Below are 21,092 nucleotides of genomic sequence, written 5' to 3'. Positions count from 1 at the left end.
TCCGAATCCATCCGCTTTATCGGCGGGTAAATCCTCGGCAGTTGTTCCAAGCGATATTCACAAGCTTTTGGTCGAGCATGCCTCAGCCTACGGGTTTAGTCGTAGGGGGTCGGCGGCCGCTCGTGGGCCGACGCTGAACATTACCCGGTCCGATCCGCGGTGTCAACCCGCTCGTCCCGGCCTGGTCTCCGGGGCTTGCGGCCCCGGTGTGACCCGGTGTTCCTGGCGACGAAGAGAAGATTACATGCCCCGGAACGGCCCCAGAACAGGGGGGTCACTTAACGACATCGTCCCAGGTCAGAGTGCTTACGGACGGCTACGACGGCCAAGTCGGCAGGTAGCGCGGCGGGACGCGGGCGGGCGAGACCCGTTCGAAGTCCGCCGCGAGGGCGAGCATCCGGGCGTCGGACCACCGCGCGCCCATGAACGAGATCCCGATCGGGAGCGGTCCGGCGAACCCGGCCGGCACGGTCACGTCCGGGTAGCCGGCCACCGCGGCCGGGGTCGAGGACGGGATCACGTCGTTGTCGCCCACCGCGCAGTCGGTCTTCCACGCCGGCGGGTTGGTCGGCGACGCGATCGCGTCCAGGTGGTGCGCGGCCAGGGTCTCGTCGAGCGACCGGCGCGCGAGGTCCGACAGCTCCGCCCGGCCGGCGAGGTACCCCGGGTCGGACGGCGGCGGCGCGGCCAGTGCCTGCTCGAACAGCTCTTGCCCGGCGAAGCACGTCTGTTCGAGCGGGTCGGCCCGGTTGTAGGCGATCAGCTCGGCCAGGTTCCGCGGCCCGGCCGGCCGCGTCGCGAGGTACGCGTCGATGTCGCGGTGGAACTCCGTGAGCAGGGCCGGGAACTCCAGCTCCAGCAGCCGCGCCTGGTACGGCAGCGTCACTTCGACGACCGTCGCACCGGCCTTGACCAGGGAGTTCCGCGCGGACGTCATGATCGCGTCGGTGGCCGGGCCGAGCACCGGCAGCCGCCACAGCCCGATCCGCGCGCCGCGCAGGACACCCGGGCGAAGGAGCTTCGCGTAGTCCGTGGGCTGGGTGCGCGGGTAGGTCAGCGTGGCTGGATCGGCCGGATCCCGCCCTTGCAGGACGGACAGCGTCAGGGCGACGTCGACGACGTGGCGCGCGATCGGGCCCGCGGTGTCCTGCTCGGCCGAGATCGGCACCACGCCGGTGCGGCTGACCAGGCCGAGGCTCGGTTTGTGACCGACCGTGGCCGTCATCCCGGCGGGACACACGATCGAGCCGTCGGTTTCACTCCCGATGGCGACCTGGGCCAGTGACGCGGCGACACCGGCCGCGGACCCGGCGGATGACCCGCACGGGTTGCGGTCCAGCACGTACGGGTTGTTCGTCTGCCCGCCGACAGCCGACCAGCCGGACGTCGGCTTCGCCGCGCGGAAGTTCGCCCATTCGGAAAGGTTCGCTTTACCGAGGATCACCGCGCCGGCCGCCCGCAACCGGGTGATCAGCGTGGCGTCCTTCGCCGGGTGGCTGCGCAGGGCCCGCGACCCGGCCGTCGTCCACTGGTCACGGGTGTCGACGTTGTCCTTGACCAGCACCGGGATGCCGTCGAGCGGTCCGCGCAGGCGATGCGCACGGCGCCGGGCATCGCTCTCGAGCGCTTGTCCCGGCGAAGACGGGTCGAGCGCCAGGACCGCGTTCACCTTGCCGTCGAGCCGGTGCACCCGATCGAGGTACAGGCGGGTCAGCTCGACGGCGGTGAGCCTGCCGGACGCCATCCGCGCCTGCAGCGCCGGGATGTCGGCCGAGTCGAGGTCGAACTTCGAAGCCGGCGAGGACGCCGCGGCGGGGACCGCGGTGACCAGCGCGAACACGGCGGCCAGCACCAGGAGGAGTGCCGGCCGCCGCTTCATCAGAGCACCGGGAGCAGCGTTCGGAGCTCGTACGGGGTGACCGCGCTGCGGTAGTTGTCCCACTCCACGCGCTTGTTCCGGAGGAAGAAGTCGTAGACGTGCTCGCCGAGGGCTTCCGGCAGGAGCTCGGACTTCTCCATCTCGGCCAGCGCCTCCCCCAGGTTCTGCGGCAGCTGCGAGTACCCGGCGGCGCGCCGCTCGGAGTCGCTGAGCTGCCAGATGTTGTCCTCGGCGGGTGGCGGCAGCTCGTAGCCCTTCTCGATCCCCTTGAGCCCGGCGGCCAGGATGACCGAGTACGCCAGGTACGGGTTGCACGCCGAGTCCAGCGTACGGATCTCCACCCGGCGGGATGACGCCTTTCCGGGTGAATACATCGGGACCCGGACGAGCGCGGAGCGGTTCGCGCGGCCCCACGAGACCGTGGTCGGCGCTTCACTGCCGCTGATCAGGCGCTTGTACGAGTTCACCCACTGGTTGGTGACCGCGGAGATCTCCTTCGCGTGGTGGAGCACCCCGGCGACGAAGGCCTTGCCGGTGTCCGACAGCTCGTGCGGGTCCTCGGCGTCGTAGAACGCGTTGCGGTCGCCTTCGAACAGGCTGACGTGCGTGTGCATCCCCGAACCGGGCTGGTCGGTGAACGGCTTCGGCATGAACGTCGCGCGCACGCCCTGGGTCAGCGCGACCTCCTTGACGACGTAACGGAACGTCATCACGTTGTCCGCCATCGTCAGCGCGTCGGCGTACCGGAGGTCGATCTCCTGCTGACCCGGTGCCCCTTCGTGGTGGCTGAACTCGACCGAGATGCCCATCGCCTCGAGGGTCTCGATGGCGTGCCGGCGGAAGTGCGTCGCCGTGGCGTGGCTGGCCTGGTCGAAGTAGCCGCCGTTGTCCGCGGGCTCCGGCTCGCTGCCGTCGTCGGGCATGTTCGAGAGCAGGAAGAACTCGATCTCGGGGTGCACGTAGCAGGTGAAGCCCGCTTCCGCCGCCTTCGACAGCTGGCGGCGCAGGACGTGCCGCGGGTCGGCCCACGACGGCGAACCGTCCGGCATCGCGATGTCGCAGAACATGCGCGCCGAGTACGGGCCTCCGTCCGGGGTCTCCCAAGGCAGGACCTGGAACGTGGACGGGTCGGGCTTGGCGACCATGTCCGACTCGTAGACCCGGGCGAAGCCCTCGATGGCCGAGCCGTCGAAGCCGATGCCGTCGTTGAAGGCGCCTTCGAGCTCCGCCGGCGCGACCGCGACGGACTTGAGGAACCCCAGCACATCGGTGAACCAGAGACGAACGAAACGGATGTCGCGCTCCTCGAGCGTGCGGAGCACGAATTCCTGCTGGCGATCCATGGCCGCACCCTAACCACAGCGTGTTAACGGCATGTTTCACGACGCGCCGAGGCCGCGGAAGTCACGTCGCGAGTACCGCAACGGGTTTCTTCGCCCGGCTGATGGCCAGCGAAGCGACCGACGCGATCACCGCCAGGACGGCGGCGGAGTACCAGGCCAGGCTGTAGTTCCCGAGCTGGTCGCGGACGAGGCCGGCGGCCGACGCGGCGAACGCGGCCCCGAGCTGGTGGCTGGCGAAGACCCAGCCGAACACGATCGGGCCGGCGTCGCCGAACGCGCGGACGCAGAGCGCGACGGTCGGCGGCACCGTGGCCACCCAGTCGAGGCCGTAGAACAGGATGAACGCCCACATGCTCGGCTGCACCGCGTTCGTGAACAGCTGCGGCAGCAGCGCCAGCGAAAGCCCGCGCAGGGCGTAGTAGACGCCGAGCAGGATCCGCGGGTCGACGCGGTCGGTGAGCCAGCCGGAGAAGATCGTCCCCACGACGTCGAAGACGCCGACCAGGGCCAGCAGGCTCGCCGCGGTCGTCTGCGGCATGCCGTGGTCGTGCGCCGCCGGCACGAAGTGGGTGCCGACCAGGCCGTTGGTCGTCGCGCCGCAGATCGCGAAGCCGGCGGCGAGCAGCCAGAACGTCCGGGTGCGGGCGGCCTGGGCCAGCACTGAGAGTGCGCGGCGGACCGAGCCGGTCTTCGAGGCCGGGCGGGCGATCTCGGCGTCGGCGGGCGCGCCGTAGGCCGTGGTGCCGACGTCGGCGGGGTGGTCGCGGATGACCAGCAGGACCACCGGGACGACGGCGAGCGCGGCGATCGCGATCACCAGCGACGCCGTGCGCCAGCCCGAGTCCACCGCGAGGTTCGCGATGAGCGGGAGGAAGATCAGCTGGCCCGTCGCCCCCGCCGCGGTCAGGACGCCGGTGACGACGCCGCGGCTGCGGACGAACCACCGCGCCGCGACCATCGCGGCGAAGCCCATGGCCATCGAGCCGGTGCCCAGGCCGACCAGCACGCCCCAGCACAGCACGAGCTGCCAGCTCGCGGTCATGAACACCGTGCCGCCCGCACCGAGGGCGATGACGGTCAACGCCGTCGCCGAAACCCGGCGGATGCCGAAGCGTTCCATCAGCGCGGCCGCGAAGGGCGCGAAGAGGCCGAAGAGCACGAGGTTCACCGAGACGGCCGAGCTGATCGTGGCCCGCGACCAGCCGAACTCCTCGTGCAGCGGGTCGATGAGGACGCCGGGGGCGGCGCGGAAGCCCGCGGAGGCGAGCAGCGCGACGAAGGCGGCACCGGCGATCAGCCAGGCGCGGTGCAGCTTCGGGGCAGGACGGGTCTCAACAGTCACCAACGCAGTCTCACCGCGCGCGCGAGGCCACGGAAGTGGCCGGGAGGACATCATCCGCAAGGATCGGGCCAACATGCGGGGCTCAGTAGGCTCAGGGGATGTCGCGCTTCGCCCTGCTGCTCGTGCTTCTCCTGACGGCCCTGACGGCCGGCTGCACCGGGCTCCCCGACACGCGCGGGCCGTTCCCCCCGGGAGCCGAGCTGGTGAGCGACGCCGCGAAGTCCTTCGCGTCGGTGCGCGGCGTGCACTTCGCGGCGGGCGTCAACGGCGTCCTGCCGGGCTTCCCGCTCCGCCAGATCGAGGGCGACGCGACCCTCGACGACGGCGAGTCCGCGACCGGCACGGCCGACGTCCAGGACGACAACGCCGGTGGCGGGCACGTGAAGTTCGACTTCACCGTCAAGGGTCAGCACGTTCTGACCGACCTCGGGGCCGGCCCGCTGCCCGACGCGTACACGGTCAGCTGGTTCCTCGGCGCGCACGGCGGGCTCAAGCGGCTGCTCGACGGCGTGACCGACGCCAAGACCGAAGGCCGCGAGAACGTCGACGGCGCGTCCGCGCTGCGGGTCGGCGCCCGGGTGCCGGCCGCCGTCGCGCACAGCGTGCTCGCGCAGGTCGACGCCGACGTCAACGTCAAGGTGTGGGTCAGCGACAGCCTGCCCCGGCGGTTCGTCCGGCTGTGGGCGCAGATCCCGCCGCCGGACAACCACCTCAGCCCGGTGATGATCGAGCTTTCGCTCACCAAGCAGCAGGCATAGCTGCGACATCCGGGGCTTCGCCCCGGGCCGGGGGCTCCGCCACCCGGAACCCCCGAAAAGCAGCTGTAACCACCGGGGCTTCGCCCCGGGCCGGGGGCTCCGCCACCCGGAACCCCCGAAAAGCAGCTACTGCCCCGAGCACCGCGTCCCCTCCGGCGGCACCGTGCCGTCGACGAGGTAGTCCGTGCCCGCCTGGTCCACGCACTTCACGCCCTGCAGGAACACCGTGTGCTGGGTGCCCTCGAAGGTCAGCAGCGCGCCCTTCAGGCCCTTCGCCAGGTTGACGCCGGCCTGGTACGGCGTCGCCGGGTCGTTGGTCGTCGAGATGACGAGGGTCTTCGCCAGCCCTTCGACGTTCGGCACGTGCGGCTGGGACGTGTTCGGCACCGGCCAGAACGCGCACGCGTCGCGGGCCGCGCTCGCCGGGCGGCCGTCGTCGAGGAACGGCGCCACCTTCACGTACTGCTCCTGCGCCTTGAGGATGACGTTCGGGTCGGTGACGCGCGGGTCGTCGACGCAGCGGATCGCCGTGAAGGCGTCCTGCGTGGTTCCGTACTTGCCGTCGGAGTCGCGCTCGTTGTAGACGTCGGCGAGCTTCTCCAGCGTCGAACCGCGCTGCTGCTTCAGCTCGTTGAGGCCGGAGTTGAGCGGGTCCCAGAGACTTTGCTGGTAGAGCGCCTGGATGACGCCGGTGGTCGCGTCCTCGTAGGAGAGCTTGCGGCCGTCGCCGACCGGCACCGGGAAGTCGATCAGTGGCTGGACGAGGTTCTGGAAGACCTTGACCGCGGCGTCCGCGTCCTGGCCGAGCGCGCAGTCCTGCTGGGCCGTGCACCACTTCGCGAACTGCGTGAAGGCCGTCCCGAAGCCCTGGCCCTGCGCGACCAGCGACTCGACCGCGTCCTGCTCGGGGTCGACCGCGCCGTCGAGGATCATCGCGCGCACGTTCTTGGTGAACGCCTCGGCGTAGGCCGACCCGATCCGGGTGCCGTACGAGTAGCCCAAATAGGTGAGCTTTTCGTCGCCGAGAACCGAGCGGAGGACGTCCAGGTCCTTCACGACGTCCCGCGTGCCGACGTTGGCCAGCATCCCCGTGCCGTCCTCGGTGCGCTGGGCGCACTTCGCGGCGAAGTCCTTTTCCTGCGCTTCCTGCTTGAGCACGCCCTGCGGCGAGCCGTCGGTTTCGCTGTCGTCCGCGCGGTCGGCGTCCCGCTCCCCATCGGTCAGGCAGTGGATCGCCGGCTGGCTGGCGCCGATCCCCCGCGGGTCGAATCCGACCAGGTCGAAGCGCTTGGCGAGGCCCGTGCTCGTGGCCGGCTTGACCAGCCCGGCCGCCGCGACCATGCCCGAGGCGCCCGGCCCGCCCGGGTTGACGACCAGCGACCCGATCCGCGCACCGGCGTCGGTGGCCTTGTGCCGGAGCAGGCCCAGCGTGATGGTGTCGCCCGCCGGTTTCGCGTAGTCCAGCGGCACGGTCAGCCGGGCGCACTGGATGTCTTTCGCCTGGAACGCCGACCTCGCGTCCTCCGACGTCGCGTAAGGTGCGCAGTCGGCCCAGGTCAGGCTCTGGCCGTAGAACCGCTCCAGCCCGGCGGGCACCGGCCCGGACGGCGGGTGCGACTCGGTCGTCGGCGCGGGCGCGGTCGTGCCGGTGGACGTGCAGGCGGCCGCGAACAGCACGGATGTCGCAATTGCGGTGATCCGGCGGGCACGGGACCTGGCGCTGGGATGAGGGAACACGGTTGGATCGTCCCATCCGGCCGCGGAACTCGAACGCACCACCGTCGCGTTGGGTGGTGGAGGCCGGTCGAGCGAGAGAGAACGGGAGACCAGGGGTGGCAGCACTGATCAGCCGGGTGGGCAAGAAGCTCCGCCGGATCATCCAGCGGCCGGGCAGCGTCGAGCTGACCCGCTACGAAGCACTGCTGCCCGCGGTCGAGAAGCTCGAACCCGAGCTGGAAAAGCTCTCCGACGAGGAGCTGACCGAGCGGGCGGGCAAGCTTCGCGAGACGCTGAAGGACACCGCCTTCGGCGACGACCAGCTGGTCGAGGTGTGCGCGCTGGGCCGCGAGGCCGCCCGGCGGGCGCTGGGCGAGCGTGCGTTCGACGTGCAGGTGCTGGGCACGATGGGCCTGCTCACCAAGCACGTCGTGCAGATGGAGACCGGTGAGGGCAAGACCCTCGCCGGTGCGCTGGCCGCGGCCGGTTACGCGATCCGCGGAAAGCGCGTTCACGTCGTCACCGTCAACGACTACCTGGCGCGACGCGACGCGGAATGGATGGGCCCGGTCTACACGCTGCTCGGCGTGTCGGTCGGCTGGGTCGAGCCGTCGCACTCGCGGGAGGAGCGCAAGGAGGCCTACGCCAAGGACGTCACGTACGGCGCCGTGGCCGAGATCGGCTTCGACGTGCTGCGCGACCGGCTCGTCACGAAGGTGGACGACCTCGTGCAGCCGCCCCCCGAGGTGGCGATCGTCGACGAGGCGGACTCCGTGCTGGTCGACGAGGCCCGCGTCCCGCTGGTGATGGCCGGCTCGATCGACCGCAGCGACGCCGACGAAGAGGTCGCGAAGATCGTCCGGCGGCTGCGGCTCAACCTGCACTACGAGACCGACAGCGAAGGCCGCAACGCCTGGCTGACCGACGCCGGCTCGTCCGTCGTCGCGAAGTCGCTCGGCATCGAGGTCGACGACCTGTTCAACGAGCAGGCCTCCGACCGGCTCGCCGCCGTCAACGTCGCCCTGCACGCCCACGCGCTGCTCACCCGCGACGTCGACTACCTGGTCCGCGACGGCAAGGTCCAGCTCATCAACGCCGCCCGCGGCCGCGTCGCCGAGCTGCAGCGCTGGCCGGACGGCCTCCAGGCCGCCGTCGAGGCGAAGGAGCAGGTCACCGCGACCGACCACGGCGAGATCCTCGACTCGATCACCGTCCAGGCGCTGCTCGCGCGCTACCCCGAGGTCGCGGGCATGACCGGGACCGCGGTCGCCGTCGCCGAACAGCTGCGTGAGTTCTACGAGCTCGAGGTCGCGGTCATCCCGCCGAACACCCCGAACATCCGCGAGGACCTCCCCGACCGGGTCTTCGCGTCGCCGTCGCAGAAGCTGCGGGCGATCGAGGAGGAGATCCGCACGGTGCACGAGACCGGGCGGCCGATCCTCGTCGGCACCCAGGACGTCGCCGAGTCCGAAGAGCTGGCCGAGAAGCTGGCGAAGGTCGACCTCGAGTGCGTCGTGCTCAACGCGCGCAACGACGCCGAAGAGGCCGCGATCATCGCCGAGGCCGGCAAGAAGGGCGCGGTCACCGTGTCCACGCAGATGGCCGGCCGCGGTACCGACATCCGGCTGGGCGGCACCGACGGCGAGAGCCGCGAAGAGGTCGTCGAGCTGGGCGGGCTGCACGTCATCGGCACCGCGCGGTACCCGTCGAGCCGGCTCGACGGGCAGCTGCGCGGCCGCTCCGGCCGTCAGGGCGACCCGGGCAGCGCGATCTTCTTCGCGAGCCTGAACGACGAGCTCGTGCTCTCGAACGCGCCGGACGTGCCCGAGGGCATCACCGACGACGAAGAGACCGGCGAGATCACCGACCCGGCGGCGCTGCGGCAGCTCAACCACGCCCAGCGCGTCGCCGAGGGCGTCGACCTGGAGATCCACCGGAACACCTGGCGGTACACGCGGCTGATCGAGCGGCAGCGGCGTGACCTGCTGGTGCACCGCGACAAGGTGCTTCGCACCGCGTACGCGGCGGAGCAGCTGGAGAAGGCGCACGGGGAGAAGTTCGCCGAGCTGAAGGAGAGGGTCGACGACCAGGAGAAGCTGGAGCAGGTGTGCCGCGAGGTGCTGCTGTTCCACGTCGACCAGCTCTGGTCCGACCACCTGGCGTATCTCACCGACGTCCGCGAGAGCATCCACCTGCGGGCGCTGGCGCGCGAGACGCCGCTCGACGAGTTCCACCGCGCGGCGATCCCGGAGTTCCACAAGATCATCGCGGAGGCCGACTCCCGGGCGGCGAAGACGCTCGAAGAGGCCGAGCTGACCGACGAGGGCATCGACCTCGGCGACGCCGGCGTCCGGCGGGCGAACACGACGTGGACCTACCTGGTGCACGACAACCCGTTCGACTCGGACTTCGAGCAGACCATCAAGAAGGTCCGCAGCATGATCAAGCGCAAGTAGTTTTTGCCTTCGGAGGCCCCCGTCCGGTTCGCCGGGCGGGGGTTTTCGCTTGCCAGGACAGGCAGGATGGGGCCATGCGCAAGATCCCGACGCTGTTCCGGCGCGACCCCGAAGACCTCCGGCGCGTCACCCGCGAAGTGCACCCCGCGTGCCAGTGGGTGCTCGACGGCGAAGGCGTGCCCACGCGCAAGTACGACGGCACCTGCGTGCGGCTCGACGAGTCCGGGAGCTGGTGGGCGCGGCGCGAGGTGAAGGCGGGCAAGACCGCGCCGGCCGGGTTCGAGGCCGTGCAGACCGACCCGGAGACGGGGAAGACCGTCGGCTGGGAGCCGGTCGGGCACTCGGCGTTCGCGAAGTTCTTCGAAGAGGCCCGCGCGCGGCTTCCCGAAGCGGTGCCCGGCACGTACGAACTGTGCGGGCCGAAGGTCAACGGCGATCCGGAACGGCTCGGCGTGCACCGGCTGGTGCCGCACGCGACCGCGGAGGAGTTCGACGGCGTGCCGCGCGACTTCGACTCGCTGATGGCGTGGCTGCTGGCGCACCCGGAGTTCGAGGGCCTCGTCTGGCACCACCCGGACGGGCGAATGGCGAAGCTCAAGTACCGCGACGCGAAGGCGTCGGCCTGAGCGTGGCATTTCGCCCACATTCGCTCGGCCGGGCGGGTGGCGGTGGGCCAGAATGACGGCATGCCGCAACTGCGCATCGCGCTCGCCCAGGTCAACCCCACCGTCGGCGACCTCGACGGCAACGCCGACCTGCACGTCGAGTGGACCCGCCGGGCCGCCGAAGCCGGCGCCCACGTCGTCGTCTTCCCCGAGATGTCCCTGACCGGCTACCCCGTCGAGGACCTCTCGCTGCGCAAGACCTTCGCCGCCGCCTCCCGGCAGGGCGTCGAGTCGCTCGCGCGTCGCCTCGACGAGGCCGGGTGCGGCGAAGTGCTCACCTACATCGGCTATCTCGACCTCGACGACGCCGGCCCGCGCGACGCCGCCGCGGCGCTCTACCGCGGCGAGGTCGTCGCGCGGCAGTTCAAGCACCACCTGCCCAACTATGGCGTCTTCGACGAGCACCGCTGGTTCAAGCCGGGCACCACGCTCGACGTCGTCCGGTTCCACGGGCTCGACATCGGCATGGTCATCTGCGAGGACATCTGGCAGGACGGCGGGCCGATCTCGGCGCTGGGCCGCGCCGGCGTCGACCTCGTCGTGGCGCCGAACGCGTCGCCGTACGAGCGGTCGAAGGACGAGCAGCGGCTGCCGCTCATCGCCCGCCGCGCCGCCGAGGCGGGCGCGCCGCTCGTCTACACCAACCAGATCGGCGGGCAGGACGACCTCGTCTTCGACGGCGACTCGCTCGTCGTCGCGGCGGACGGCACGGTGCTGGCGCGCGCGCCGCAGTTCGTCGAGCACCTGCTCGTGCTGGACATGGACCTGGCCGCGGGCGGGCACGCCGGCGACGGCGAGCTCGAAGGCCTGCACGTCCGGCGCCGGGTGCTGAGCTCGGAGCCGCTGCCGTCGTACGAGCCCACGGCCGAGCCGGTGATCAGCGAGCCGCTTTCGGACGAGGCCGAAGTGTGGCACGCGCTGGTCGTCGGGCTGCGGGACTACGTGCACAAGAACGGCTTCTCGTCGGTCGTCTTCGGGTTCTCCGGCGGCATCGACTCGGCGGTCTGCGCGGCACTGGCGGCGGACGCGCTGGGCGGCGACAACGTCTACGGCGTCTCGATGCCGTCGAAGTACTCGTCGGGGCACTCGAAGGACGACGCCGCCGACCTGGCGCGGCGGATCGGCGCGCACTACCGGGTCGAGCCGGTCGAGGACATGGTCCGCGTGTACGTCGACCAGCTTTCGCTGACAGGGCTGGCCGAGGAGAACATCCAGGCGCGGACGCGCGGCATGCTCCTCATGGCACTGTCCAATCTGGACGGTCACCTGGTGCTGGCGACGGGCAACAAGACCGAGCTCGCCGTCGGGTACTCCACGATCTACGGCGACGCCGTCGGCGCGTTCGCCCCGATCAAGGACGTCTTCAAGACGCACGTGTGGCAGCTGGCGCGGTGGCGCAATGACACCGCAGCGGAACGCGGCGAGACCCCGCCGATCCCGGAGAACTCGATCAGCAAGCCGCCGTCGGCCGAGCTGCGGCCGGGCCAGGTGGACACCGACTCGCTGCCGGACTACGCGCTGCTCGACGACATCCTCGACGACTACGTCGAGGGCGACCGCGGGTACGCCGACCTCATCGAGGCCGGGTTCGAGCCGGAGACCATCGACCGCGTGGTGCGGATGGTCGACAAGGCCGAGTACAAGCGGCGCCAGTACCCGCCGGGCACGAAGATCACGTTCAAGGCCTTCGGCCGCGACCGGCGGCTGCCGATGACCAACCTGTGGCGCGAGGGCAAGGCCTAGCTCAACGCGACCTGGCGGCCTTCCGGCGTCCGCAGGGCCGCCGTCAGGCCGGCTTTCGCGGCGCGGCGGACCAGGAGTTCCAGGCCGAGCGCGTCGGTCACCGCGAGCACCGAGTCCGGGTCCGGGTGGGTGCCGGTGACCATCAGCAGCGGCAGGGACGGCAGGCCGCGCGTGGTCGGGTGCGGCGTGCTGCCCCAGTCGATGAGGAACGGGTGCAGGGTGCCCGGGGTGCTCGGCGGGGTCAGGCGCCAGCGCAGCACTTCGCCGTCACCGGTCTCGCGAGCCATCTCGATCGCGTCGCCCGGGTCGAAGCCGTGGGCGCGGGCCGCGGCGATCGTCGCGTCGATGTCGGGGGTGCGGACCGCCCACGCGACGAGCGCGGGCTCGGTCAGCTCGTCGATCCCGAACGGCCGTGGCCCCTCGGGGTCCGGCTGCGCCGGGTCCGGGCCGATCACCTCCAGGTACATCCCCGCGCCGAGGTCGGCGAGGTGGTTGGCGGTACCGAGGCCGACGTGACGGCCGCCGGGCGCGGGCGTGACCCCGGTGAGCGCGGTGACCCGGGCGACGGCCTCGGCGAGGTCCGGCCCGGCGTAGACGAGGTGATCGAGCACGAGCCCATTCTGTCGTACCCCGGTCGTATCGTGACGGGATGACAGTGGGATTCACCGTGTTCGACACCGCGATCGGGGTCTGCGGGCTCGCGTGGCGCGACGACGTCGTGATCGGGACGTCGCTGCCCGAGGGCAGTGCGGCGCGGACCCGCGCGTGGCTGGCCCGGCGGTTCCCGGACGCCGTCGAGGGGACGCCGTCTCCGCCGGTGCGGGCCGCGGTGGACGGGATCGTGGCGTTGCTGAGCGGCTCGCGTCGCGACCTGGCCTCGGTGGAGCTGGACTTTTCCGGGGTGCCGGAGTTCCACCGCCGCGCGTACGAGATCGCGCGCACGGTCCCGCCCGGCAAGACGCTCACCTACGGCGACATCGCGCACCGGCTCGGCCGGCCGGGTTCCGCGCAGGCCGTCGGGCAGGCGATGGGGCACAACCCGTTCCCGATCATCGTGCCGTGCCACCGGGTGCTGGCGGCCGGCGGCAAGGACGGCGGGTTCTCCGCCCGGGGCGGAGTCGGGACGAAACGCCGGATGCTGGTGATCGAGGGCGCGCTCGCCGACGAGCCGACGCTGTTCTGAGCCGTCCCGCCGTGCGCGGAAGGGCATCACGTGTGATCGGGGAGGCATCACGCGTGATTGGCGGGGCATCACGCGTGATTGGAGGGTCGGGTCGCGTACCTGGAGGGTCGGCTCGCGTGCCTGGAGGGTCGGCTCGCGGGTGGGGGCCGCGAGCCGAGCCGGGGTCAGGCCGGTTGGGACTGCGGGGTCCAGGGCTTGATGAACGGGGTTTCCGGCCAGCCCTCGGCCGCCGCCATCAGGGGCATCGCCGTGCCGCCGTCGACGTGCTCGCGGATGATGTCCGCGTGGCCCGCGTGGCGGGCCGTCTCCTGGATCAGGTGCAGCAGCACCCAGCGGACCGACCAGGCCTCGACGTCCTGCGGGAACCACGGCACGCCCTTCGGCACCGGGACCGCCTGGCCGAGGTCGTCGATCCCCGCGATGACCTCGGCGGTGCGCGCCGCCACCTCGTCGTAGCGCGCCAGGACGCTCTCCAGCGTCTCCTCCGGGCCCAGGCGGTGCGCCGCCTGGTACTCCGCCATCGCCTCGCCGAACGGCTTCTGAGGCACCTGCAGCACGGTGTCGATCCAGCCGTTCTCGGTGCTCGCGACGTGCTTGACCAGACCGCCCACCGACAGCGTGCTCTTCGTCGGGGTGAGCCGCGCCTGGTCGTCCGTCAGCCCGTGTGCCGCCAGCTTGAGCACGTACCGCTGCTGCTCCAGGAAGCTCAGCAGCCCGTCACGCTCGTCGGCCACCGGGCGCACGTTTCCCGCCATGTCGATCCTTCCGCCTGGGGATGTCTGCGGCGATCGTGCCACCCACCACCGACATTCCGGGCGGAAAAACCGGGATCAGGTCCGGTGAGCGTGGCGCGGCGCCGGCTTGACGAAGGCGTACGCCCCGCCCACGGCGTACAGCGTCGCGCGCACCACCAGCTGGATCCGGGTGAAGACACCCTCGAAGGCGTCCAGCTCCCGGGCGAGGACGACGGCCAGCGAGGTGGCCACCACCACGGCCAGGCCGGCGACGGCGAGCCCGCGCCAGCCGGGCGGCCACCACAGGATCAGGCTGACCACCCCGATCCCGAGGACGAGGCTGAGCAGCGCCGACAGCACGTCGCTGTGCTCCGGGTAGGCGGCCTGGAACAGCACGACCAGGCCGAACGCGCTCACCGAGTACGAGCTGAGCCGCGCCGACCACTGGACAGGGCCGAGCCGGTGCAGCGGGGGCCCGGCGAGCAGGAACGCGACCCCCGACACGGCGAGGAGGATCCGGAACACCGGCGGCCCGGTGAGCAGCGCCTCCGCCGGGTCCCGCACCGGGGAGACCCCGGTGGGCAGGACGAACTCCAGCAGCCAGCCCGAATACGCGAGGACGGCCACCCCCATCAGGAGGGCCGAGGCGATCCGAGCCGTGCGCACGAGGCCGAGCGTAGGCGACCGGCCGCGCCACGGCTCGTCGCCGTGACCAGGTCCACCGAGTCGTTATGCCTGCGGTCGGACGAAGGGGAACAGGACCGTCTGGCGGATGGAGGCACCCGTGAGCATCATCAGCAGCCGGTCGACGCCCAGGCCGAGGCCGCCGGTCGGCGGCATGCCGTGCTCCAGGGCGAGGAGGAAGTCCTCGTCCAGCTCCATCGCCTCGACGTCGCCGCTGGCCGCGCGCAGGGACTGCGCTTCCAGCCGCCGCCGCTGCTCGATCGGGTCGGTCAGCTCGGTGTAGGCGGTGCCGACCTCGGAGCCGAACGCGATCAGGTCCCAGCGCTCGGCCAGCCGCGGGTCGACGCGGTGCTGGCGGGTCAGCGGCGAGACGTCGGTCGGGTAGTCGGTGTAGAAGGTCGGCAGCACGGTCGCGCCCTCGACCAGGTGCTCGAACGCCTTGAGCACCAGGTCGCCGTGACTCGGGTCCTCCCCCACCGGCACACCCGCGGCGACGCACAGCCGGCGCAGGTCCGCCACCGACGTGCCCGAGCCGACCTCCTCGCCGAACACCGCGGACACGGCTTCGTGCACCGGGACCACCGGCCAGTCGCCGGAGATGTCGTACTCGACGACCTTCCCGCCGGCGTCCGGCCTGCGCACGACCTGAGCGCCGTACGCCGCTTCGGCCGCGTGCTGGATGAGTTCGCGCGTCAGCACCCGCATCGAGTCGTAGTCCGCGTACGCCTGGTACGCCTCGAGCATCGTGAACTCGGGGTTGTGCGTCGCGTCGACGCCTTCGTTGCGGAAGTTGCGGTTGAGCTCGAAGACCCGCTCGACGCCGGCGACGCACAGCCGCTTGAGGTACAGCTCGGGCGCGATCCGCAGGTACATGCGCATGTCGTAGGCGTTGATGTGGGTGACGAACGGCCGGGCGTTGGCGCCGCCGTGGACCGTCTGCAGCATCGGCGTCTCGACCTCGAGGAAGTCGGCGTGGTGCAGCCGGTCGCGCACCGCGCGGACCACGGTGGACCGCAGGCGCAGCATGTTCGTCGAGTCCGGGTTGACGGCGAGGTCGAGGTAGCGCTGCCGCACCCGCGTCTCCGGGTCGGTCAGGCCCTTGCGCTTGTCGGGCAGCGGGTGCAGGCACTTCGCGGTGACCGTCCACTCGTCGACGAGCACCGAGAGCTCGCCCCGCTTCGACGTCACGACCTGGCCGCTGACACCGACGTGGTCGCCGAGGTCGACGCCGGTCCGCCAGCCGGTGAGGTCCAGTTCGCCCGCCTCGAGCATCAGCTGGATCTCGCCGCTGAAGTCCTTGACGCGCGCGAAGCACAGCCCGCCGAGGATGCGCATGTTCAGCACGCGCCCGGCGATCCGGACGCGGTGCCCGGTCGCCGCGTCCGGAGCGAGGTCGCCGAACTTCGCGACGACGTCCCCGATGTGGTCGTCGCGGCGGAACCCGACGCCGTACGGCTCGATGCCGGCCTCGCGCAGCTTGTCGAGCTTGGCGATGCGGACGCGGACCTGCTCGGGCCGCCGCACCGGCTTGGGCGCCGGCGACGCCGCGGTCTCCTCGATCGCCTTCACGCGGCCGACGAAGTCGTCGCCGACCGTCTCCAGCCGCAGCGACCGCGCCCGTCCGGTCGGGACGAACCCTTCGAGCGCGCCCGCGACGATGCCGACGCGCGGCAGCCGCCGCGCCGACGAGTAGCAGAGGAACCGCGGCTCCCAGTCCGGCCCGTACTTGGTGTTCGACCGGTACAGCGACTCCAGCTGGAAGAACCGCGAGAACACGCTCAGGATCCCGCGCCAGGCCCGCAGCACCGGGCCCGCGCCGATCCGCTCTCCCTCGGAGAACACCGCGCGGAACATCGCGAAGTTGAGCGAGATCCGCTGCGCGCCGAGGTACTGCGCGGCCGCGACGACCTCGGCGATCATGTACTCGTTGAGGCCGTTTTCGGCGTCGCGGTCGCGGCGCATGAGGTCCAGCGAAAGCCCGCGCCGCCCCCACGGGACGAACGACAGCAGCCCGCGCAGCTCGCCGTGGGCGTCGTAGGCCTCGACCATCACGCTTCGGCCGTCACTGGGGTCGCCGAGCCGGCCCAGCGCCATCGAGAACCCGCGCTCGGTCTCAGCGCCGCGCCACGCCTGGGCGCGGGCGAGCAGCTCGGTCATCTCCTGCCCGGGGATTTCGCCGTGGCGGCGGACCCGCGAGGTGTAGCCGGCGCGCTGGATGCGTTTGACGGCTTGGCGCACCGAGCGCCGCTCCGGCCCGGCGAGGCTGAACTCGCGGACGTCGAGCACCGCTTCGTCGCCGATTTCCAAGGCGCGCAAGCCGGCGGCGGTGTAGACCTCGGCGCCGCGCTCGCTCGCCCCGAGCACGCCCGGGGTCCAGCCGTACGTGCGTGTCTCGTCGAGCCACGCACGCACCGCGTCGGGCCACGCGTCGGGGTCACCGACCGGGTCGGCGCTGGCGACGCTGGTGCCGCCGAGCACGCGGTAGGTCACCGCCGCGCGGCCGTTCGGCGCGAAGACGACGCTCTTGTCGCGGCGCGTGGCGAAGTAGCCGAGAGAGTCGTCCTCGCCGTACTGGGCCAGCAGCTGACGCAGGCGAAGCTCTTCGTCGTCCGTACGCAGGCCGCGGCTGCGTACGCCGCGGAAGAGCATGTACAGCGCTCCGGTGGCGACCGCCGTCGCGCTCAGGTCGAGGAACACGTCCAGCCAGCCGGGTCCTTCGCCGACGCCGATCCGGCGCAGCTGCAGGTTCTCGCCGGTGGCGTGGTTCACGACCCAGGCGAAGCGCTCCCAGGTGTCGCCGAGGTGCCCGGGGAACGCTTCCGCCAGCCCCCAGCCGACCAGGATGACGACGGCGAACCCGCCGAACAGCATGGTCAGGCCGTCACGCCAGGCGCTCGGCGCGAGCCGGGCCGGGAACGCGGGACGCAGCGCGAGCAGGAGCACGATCAGGCCGACCGACAGCAGGTCGGCGATGGTGAGGGCCCACACCTGGTTGGGGATGTGCCGCATCTGCTTGGGCCCGAGCACAAGCAGCTCGGGCGACCACAGCAGGGTCGCCTGCAGGGCGAGGGTGAGCAGCAGCCCGCCGACCTGGAACAGCACCAGCGTGTACAGCGCGGCCTTCTTGCGACGGCGCAGGGCACCGCCGAGCACCACCAGCAGCAGGACCATCACCAGGCTCGCGCTGGTGGGCACGCTCAGCGCGGAGAAGGCCATGTCGATGCCGTTGAGGACCCGGCCGTGCCCGCCGTTCGTGAACAGCAGGACCACCGAGAACACCGCGGCCAGCTGCACCACGGTCGCGACGATCCCGCCCGCTTTCGCCTTCCACACGGGGAGGCGGGGACGTGTGCTCGCGAGGTTTCCCATCGTTGCTTTCGTCGCCTTTCACGGCCGATCAGGGGTGATGCCCTCTTTGGACGTAAGTGAACCCAGGTTGGTTGTCCGCGGGCATCAACCTGAAGGCTGACCGGGACTCGTCCTCGAGGGTGTGAAGCTTGTCGCACGAGGTTGGGACCGGTCCGGGGGCGTGTCACGCTTTGGGACGCCCCAGCTCCACGACCCGGGGACCCCGTCAAGGCCCCGAGGGAAGGACGGTCGACGACGATGTCTGCCAGTGTGAACGGGCCCGCCGAAGAAGCGGCCCCCTACGGCACCGGTTCCGCCGCACCCGCGACGGCCCCGGGCCGGAAAGTCCGGGTCCACCACCTGCGTGAGCTGAAGGAACGCGGCGAACCGTGGCCCATGCTCACCGCCTACGACATGTACACCGCCGCGCTGTTCGACGAGGCCGGGATCCCGGTGCTGCTGGTCGGCGACTCCGCGGCCAACAACGTCTTCGGCTACGACACGTCGCTGCCGGTGACGGTCGACGAGCTGCTGCCGCTGGTCCGGGCGGTCACCCGCTCGGTCAAGCGGGCCCTCGTGGTCGCCGACCTGCCGTTCGGCTCCTACCAGCTCTCGCCGCAGCAGGCGCTCGAGACGTCGGTGCGGTTCATGAAGGAGGGCCGCGCGCACGCCGTCAAGCTCGAAGGCGGGCGGCGGTTCGCCGCGCACGTCGAGGCCCTGACGTCGGCGGGCGTGCCCGTGATGGGCCACATCGGGTTCACCCCGCAGAGCGAACACAACCTCGGCGGCTACCGGGTGCAGGGGCGCGGCGAAGCGGCGGACGTGCTGCTCGCCGACGCGCTGGCGCTGCAGGAGGCCGGGGCGTTCGCGGTCGTGATGGAGATGGTGCCCGCCGAAGCCGCGAAGCGCGTCACGGCGGAGCTGAAGATCCCGACGGTCGGCATCGGCGCGGGTCCGGACTGCGACGCGCAGGTGCTCGTCTGGCAGGACATGGCCGGGCTGCGGCGCGGCAAGGCACCGCGGTTCGTCAAGCGCTACGCCGACGTCGCGACGGTGCTGCAGAACGCGGCGACGGCGTTCGCGGAGGACGTCCGGCGCGGCGAGTTCCCGGCGCCGGAACACGCTTTCCACGACTGAGCCCGCCCCCAAGCGCCCCAATGTGGCGTTCGGTGCGTTGGACGCACCGAACGCCACATTGGGTGCGCTGGACGCAACCAACGCCACATTGGGGCGCTTCAGGACCCTGGTCATCGGCGGCGGAACCGTTCCGCGAGCGCCGGGTCGGTCTCCCACCACAGCGCGGGCGGCGCCGAAGCGGCTTCTTCGTCCAGCTGGGCGTCGATCCGCTTCGCGCGCCGCTCGTCGTCGCGGGCCCAGCGGACGAACAGGGCGGCGATGAAGGGCAGCCCGGCGACGTCGCCGCCGATCCACAGCACGCCCGCGCCGATGATCTGGTCCGTGCGCGGGTCCGGGCCCCAGCCCGGGTGCGCGGCCGCGTAGTGCGCCGGCGCGAGCAGCGGGCCGAGCCACAGCACCAGACCGAGCGCGCCGTCGAAGATCACCTCGGTGAACGCGATCCACACCGACACCAGGTGCGGGTCTTCCCGTGGCGTCGGGTCGAGGCCCAGGCGCGTCCAGAAGTAGACGAACCCTGCGCCGACCAGCACCACCCGGACGAGACCGTCGACCAGCGAGGACCGCAGCGCGAGGTCGTAGAGCGGGGTCAGGTACAGCACCAGCACCGGCGCGACCAGCACGACGGTGACCACCGGCGGGAACGTCAGCGCCCGCGCCACCGGGCCGCGGCCGTGCCGCCGCGGCCACCGCGCCGGGACGGTGTCCAAGAGGAGCCGGATGGGCGCGCCCATGGCCAGCAGCAGCGGCGTGATCATCAGCAGCGTGATGGTCTGGACCGCGCGAACCCAGAAGAACGTCGTGTCGTAGACGGCCAGCGGCGAGCAGGTGACCAGGACGATCGTCGCCAGCCCGGCGAGGAAGGCCGTCGTGCGGCCCGGCGGCCAGCCGCGGCGGCGCGCCGCGCGGACGTAGAGCGTGCCCAGGACCAGCACGCAGAGGACCGCCGGAACGTCGACCGTCAGCGGCACGTCACACCGCGAAGAAGATCAGGCTGCCGATTCCGGCGACCACGCAGTAAATGGCGAACGGGGTCAGAGTGCGCGTTTCGAAGTATCCCGTGAGGAACCGGACGGAAATGTACGAAGCGACCCCGGCGATGACGCTGCCGACGAGCGCCGGGCCGAGCGAAGCGTGGTTCTCCGGGGCGAACAGCGTCGGCATCTTCAGCACGCCCGCGGCGAGGATCACCGGCGTGGCGAGCAGGAACGCGAACCGCGCCGCGTCCTCGTGCCCGAGCCCGCGGCGCAGGCCGGCGACCATCGTGATGCCCGACCGACTGATACCGGGCAGCAGCGCGAGGATCTGCGCCGCGCCGATCAGCACCGCCTCGCCGACCCGCAGCTTCGCGAGCCGGACGTCGGTCGCCTCCTCGACGGTCACCGCCCGCATGACCAGGGTTTCCTCGGTCGAAAAGTCCACAGTGTCCGCTTCGTCCGCCGGTTTCTTCCGGGAGAACTTCTCGGCGGCGTAGAGGACACCGCCGTTGAGCGCGAGGAAGATCGCCGACGGCACCGGCTTGCCGAGGTAGTCGCGCAGCAGGCCCTCGAAGAGCAGGCCGGCCAGCCCGACCGGGATCGTGGCCAGCACGAGCAGCCAAGCGAGCCGCTGGTCGGGGGTGCGGACCTCGCGGTGGCGGACCGACGTCCACAGCCCGCCGATGATCCGCACCCAGTCCTTGCGGAAGAACAGGACCAGCGCGAGCGCGGTGGCGACGTGCATCGCCACCAGCACCGCGAGGTACGGCGAATCCTTGCCGATGCTCAGGTCCCGCTGCCACGAGCCGCCGAGCCAGGCGGGCAGCAGGATGCTGTGGCCGAGACTGGACACCGGAAACAATTCCGACACCCCTTGCAAGGCGCCGACGACAATCGCCTCGAAATAGGTCACCGCGGACATTCCGTGCCTTTCCGTGCCACTTTTTCACCACTCCGACACCGGAAAGTACCGGCTTATCGGTAAGGCCCGGGCAAGGGGCACCGGCACGCTCAGCGTCCCCTCAGTGGATCATCGTGAAGCGTTCACATCCATGAACATCAATCATGTTCTTGACTGACATTCGGCTTGTGGCTTAGCGTTTAGCCCGTCGCCGCCACGACGAAGACTC

16 protein-coding genes are annotated in these 21,092 nt (G+C 71.3%); 6 read left to right on the top strand and 10 right to left on the bottom strand.

Annotation, left to right across the window (positions count from 1 at the left end; all coding sequences use genetic code 11):
• Positions 1 to 316 precede the first annotated feature (316 nt).
• The 3 genes from CF165_RS48585 to CF165_RS48575 all read right to left on the bottom strand — a co-directional run bounded on the left by CF165_RS48585 (position 317) and on the right by CF165_RS48575 (position 4,564).
• A complete protein-coding gene (locus CF165_RS48585; protein ID WP_093954386.1) occupies positions 317 to 1,879 on the bottom strand; it encodes an amidase in 1,563 nt (520 codons plus the stop codon).
• Positions 1,879 to 3,222 (bottom strand): type I glutamate--ammonia ligase, encoded by a 1,344-nt coding sequence (glnA, locus tag CF165_RS48580; RefSeq protein WP_093954385.1) that lies wholly within the window; start codon positions 3,220 to 3,222, stop codon positions 1,879 to 1,881. Before glnA ends, CF165_RS48585 begins: the two co-directional genes overlap by 1 nt.
• A gap of 61 nt (positions 3,223 to 3,283) precedes the next feature.
• A complete protein-coding gene (locus CF165_RS48575; protein WP_093954388.1) occupies positions 3,284 to 4,564 on the bottom strand; it encodes an MFS transporter in 1,281 nt (426 codons plus the stop codon).
• A gap of 98 nt (positions 4,565 to 4,662) precedes the next feature.
• Between CF165_RS48575 and CF165_RS48570 the strand changes: the two genes are divergently transcribed.
• Entirely contained in the window at positions 4,663 to 5,322 is a 660-nt protein-coding gene (locus tag CF165_RS48570; protein WP_093954384.1) for an LppX_LprAFG lipoprotein, read from the top strand.
• Positions 5,323 to 5,448: 126 nt separating this feature from the next.
• Here CF165_RS48570 and CF165_RS48560 read toward each other — a convergent pair whose 3' ends face one another.
• Positions 5,449 to 6,999, bottom strand: a complete 1,551-nt coding sequence (locus CF165_RS48560) for an alpha/beta hydrolase (protein WP_093954383.1) — start codon at positions 6,997 to 6,999, stop codon at positions 5,449 to 5,451.
• A 155-nt stretch (positions 7,000 to 7,154) separates the two neighbouring features.
• Between CF165_RS48560 and secA2 the strand changes: the two genes are divergently transcribed.
• From secA2 to CF165_RS48545, 3 genes are all read left to right on the top strand, one after another.
• Positions 7,155 to 9,494 carry an accessory Sec system translocase SecA2 gene (gene secA2 / locus CF165_RS48555; protein WP_093954382.1) on the top strand — a complete coding sequence of 780 codons (2,340 nt, stop codon included), beginning with the start codon at positions 7,155 to 7,157 and terminating at the stop codon, positions 9,492 to 9,494.
• 74 nt (positions 9,495 to 9,568) lie between these two features.
• Positions 9,569 to 10,120 carry an RNA ligase 1 family protein gene (locus CF165_RS48550; RefSeq protein WP_093954381.1) on the top strand — a complete coding sequence of 184 codons (552 nt, stop codon included), beginning with the start codon at positions 9,569 to 9,571 and terminating at the stop codon, positions 10,118 to 10,120.
• Between the two features lie 60 nt (positions 10,121 to 10,180).
• Positions 10,181 to 11,902, top strand: a complete 1,722-nt coding sequence (locus CF165_RS48545) for an NAD+ synthase (RefSeq protein WP_093954380.1) — start codon at positions 10,181 to 10,183, stop codon at positions 11,900 to 11,902.
• On the opposite strand, the gene CF165_RS48540 is transcribed toward CF165_RS48545, so the two are convergent.
• The gene (locus CF165_RS48540) at positions 11,899 to 12,513 is read right to left on the bottom strand and encodes a VOC family protein (protein WP_093954379.1); all 615 of its coding nucleotides are present in this window, start codon (positions 12,511 to 12,513) and stop codon (positions 11,899 to 11,901) included. The two genes, CF165_RS48545 and CF165_RS48540, sit on opposite strands and share 4 nt — an antisense overlap.
• Positions 12,514 to 12,551: 38 nt before the next feature.
• On the opposite strand from CF165_RS48540, the gene CF165_RS48535 reads away from it, so the two are divergent.
• On the top strand, positions 12,552 to 13,085 hold the full coding sequence (locus CF165_RS48535) for a methylated-DNA--[protein]-cysteine S-methyltransferase (protein WP_167441786.1): 534 nt from the start codon (positions 12,552 to 12,554) through the stop codon (positions 13,083 to 13,085).
• Between the two features lie 164 nt (positions 13,086 to 13,249).
• On the opposite strand, the gene CF165_RS48530 is transcribed toward CF165_RS48535, so the two are convergent.
• The 3 genes from CF165_RS48530 to lysX all read right to left on the bottom strand — a co-directional run bounded on the left by CF165_RS48530 (position 13,250) and on the right by lysX (position 17,872).
• Positions 13,250 to 13,840, bottom strand: a complete 591-nt coding sequence (locus CF165_RS48530) for a DinB family protein (protein WP_093954377.1) — start codon at positions 13,838 to 13,840, stop codon at positions 13,250 to 13,252.
• A 75-nt stretch (positions 13,841 to 13,915) separates the two neighbouring features.
• Complete coding sequence (locus CF165_RS48525; RefSeq protein ID WP_240522196.1) at positions 13,916 to 14,485, bottom strand: hypothetical protein; 570 nt, start codon at positions 14,483 to 14,485, stop codon at positions 13,916 to 13,918.
• Positions 14,486 to 14,548: 63 nt separating this feature from the next.
• Entirely contained in the window at positions 14,549 to 17,872 is a 3,324-nt protein-coding gene (gene lysX, locus CF165_RS48520) for a bifunctional lysylphosphatidylglycerol synthetase/lysine--tRNA ligase LysX (protein ID WP_093954376.1), read from the bottom strand.
• A 237-nt stretch (positions 17,873 to 18,109) separates the two neighbouring features.
• Here lysX and panB point away from each other — a divergent pair, with 237 nt between their 5' ends.
• On the top strand, positions 18,110 to 18,988 hold the full coding sequence (gene panB / locus CF165_RS48515; protein ID WP_093954375.1) for a 3-methyl-2-oxobutanoate hydroxymethyltransferase: 879 nt from the start codon (positions 18,110 to 18,112) through the stop codon (positions 18,986 to 18,988).
• 110 nt (positions 18,989 to 19,098) lie between these two features.
• Here the strand turns inward: panB and CF165_RS48510 are convergent, their stop codons facing one another.
• A complete protein-coding gene (locus tag CF165_RS48510) occupies positions 19,099 to 19,956 on the bottom strand; it encodes a cytochrome c oxidase assembly protein (RefSeq protein ID WP_093954374.1) in 858 nt (285 codons plus the stop codon).
• 1 nt (position 19,957) lies between these two features.
• The gene (locus CF165_RS48505) at positions 19,958 to 20,884 is read right to left on the bottom strand and encodes an undecaprenyl-diphosphate phosphatase (RefSeq protein WP_093954373.1); all 927 of its coding nucleotides are present in this window, start codon (positions 20,882 to 20,884) and stop codon (positions 19,958 to 19,960) included.
• Between the last annotated feature and the right edge of the window lie 208 nt (positions 20,885 to 21,092).

Origin of the sequence: Amycolatopsis vastitatis, assembly GCF_002234595.1 — a bacterium.
In the GTDB taxonomy this organism is placed as follows: domain Bacteria; phylum Actinomycetota; class Actinomycetes; order Mycobacteriales; family Pseudonocardiaceae; genus Amycolatopsis; species Amycolatopsis vastitatis.
This window is presented reverse-complemented; position numbering and strand designations above follow the sequence as displayed.

What these genes read in the sequence shown, in the direction of transcription:
- glnA (WP_093954385.1), bottom strand. Translation starts at nt 3,222, where the DNA reads ATGGATCGCCAGCAGGAATTCGTGCTCCGCACGCTCGAGGAGCGCGAC.
- CF165_RS48585 (WP_093954386.1), bottom strand. Translation starts at nt 1,879, where the DNA reads ATGAAGCGGCGGCCGGCACTCCTCCTGGTGCTGGCCGCCGTGTTCGCG.
- CF165_RS48570 (WP_093954384.1), top strand. Translation starts at nt 4,663, where the DNA reads ATGTCGCGCTTCGCCCTGCTGCTCGTGCTTCTCCTGACGGCCCTGACG.
- lysX (WP_093954376.1), bottom strand. Translation starts at nt 17,872, where the DNA reads ATGGGAAACCTCGCGAGCACACGTCCCCGCCTCCCCGTGTGGAAGGCG.
- CF165_RS48535 (WP_167441786.1), top strand. Translation starts at nt 12,552, where the DNA reads ATGACAGTGGGATTCACCGTGTTCGACACCGCGATCGGGGTCTGCGGG.
- CF165_RS48550 (WP_093954381.1), top strand. Translation starts at nt 9,569, where the DNA reads ATGCGCAAGATCCCGACGCTGTTCCGGCGCGACCCCGAAGACCTCCGG.
- CF165_RS48545 (WP_093954380.1), top strand. Translation starts at nt 10,181, where the DNA reads ATGCCGCAACTGCGCATCGCGCTCGCCCAGGTCAACCCCACCGTCGGC.
- CF165_RS48505 (WP_093954373.1), bottom strand. Translation starts at nt 20,884, where the DNA reads ATGTCCGCGGTGACCTATTTCGAGGCGATTGTCGTCGGCGCCTTGCAA.
- panB (WP_093954375.1), top strand. Translation starts at nt 18,110, where the DNA reads ATGTCTGCCAGTGTGAACGGGCCCGCCGAAGAAGCGGCCCCCTACGGC.
- CF165_RS48530 (WP_093954377.1), bottom strand. Translation starts at nt 13,840, where the DNA reads ATGGCGGGAAACGTGCGCCCGGTGGCCGACGAGCGTGACGGGCTGCTG.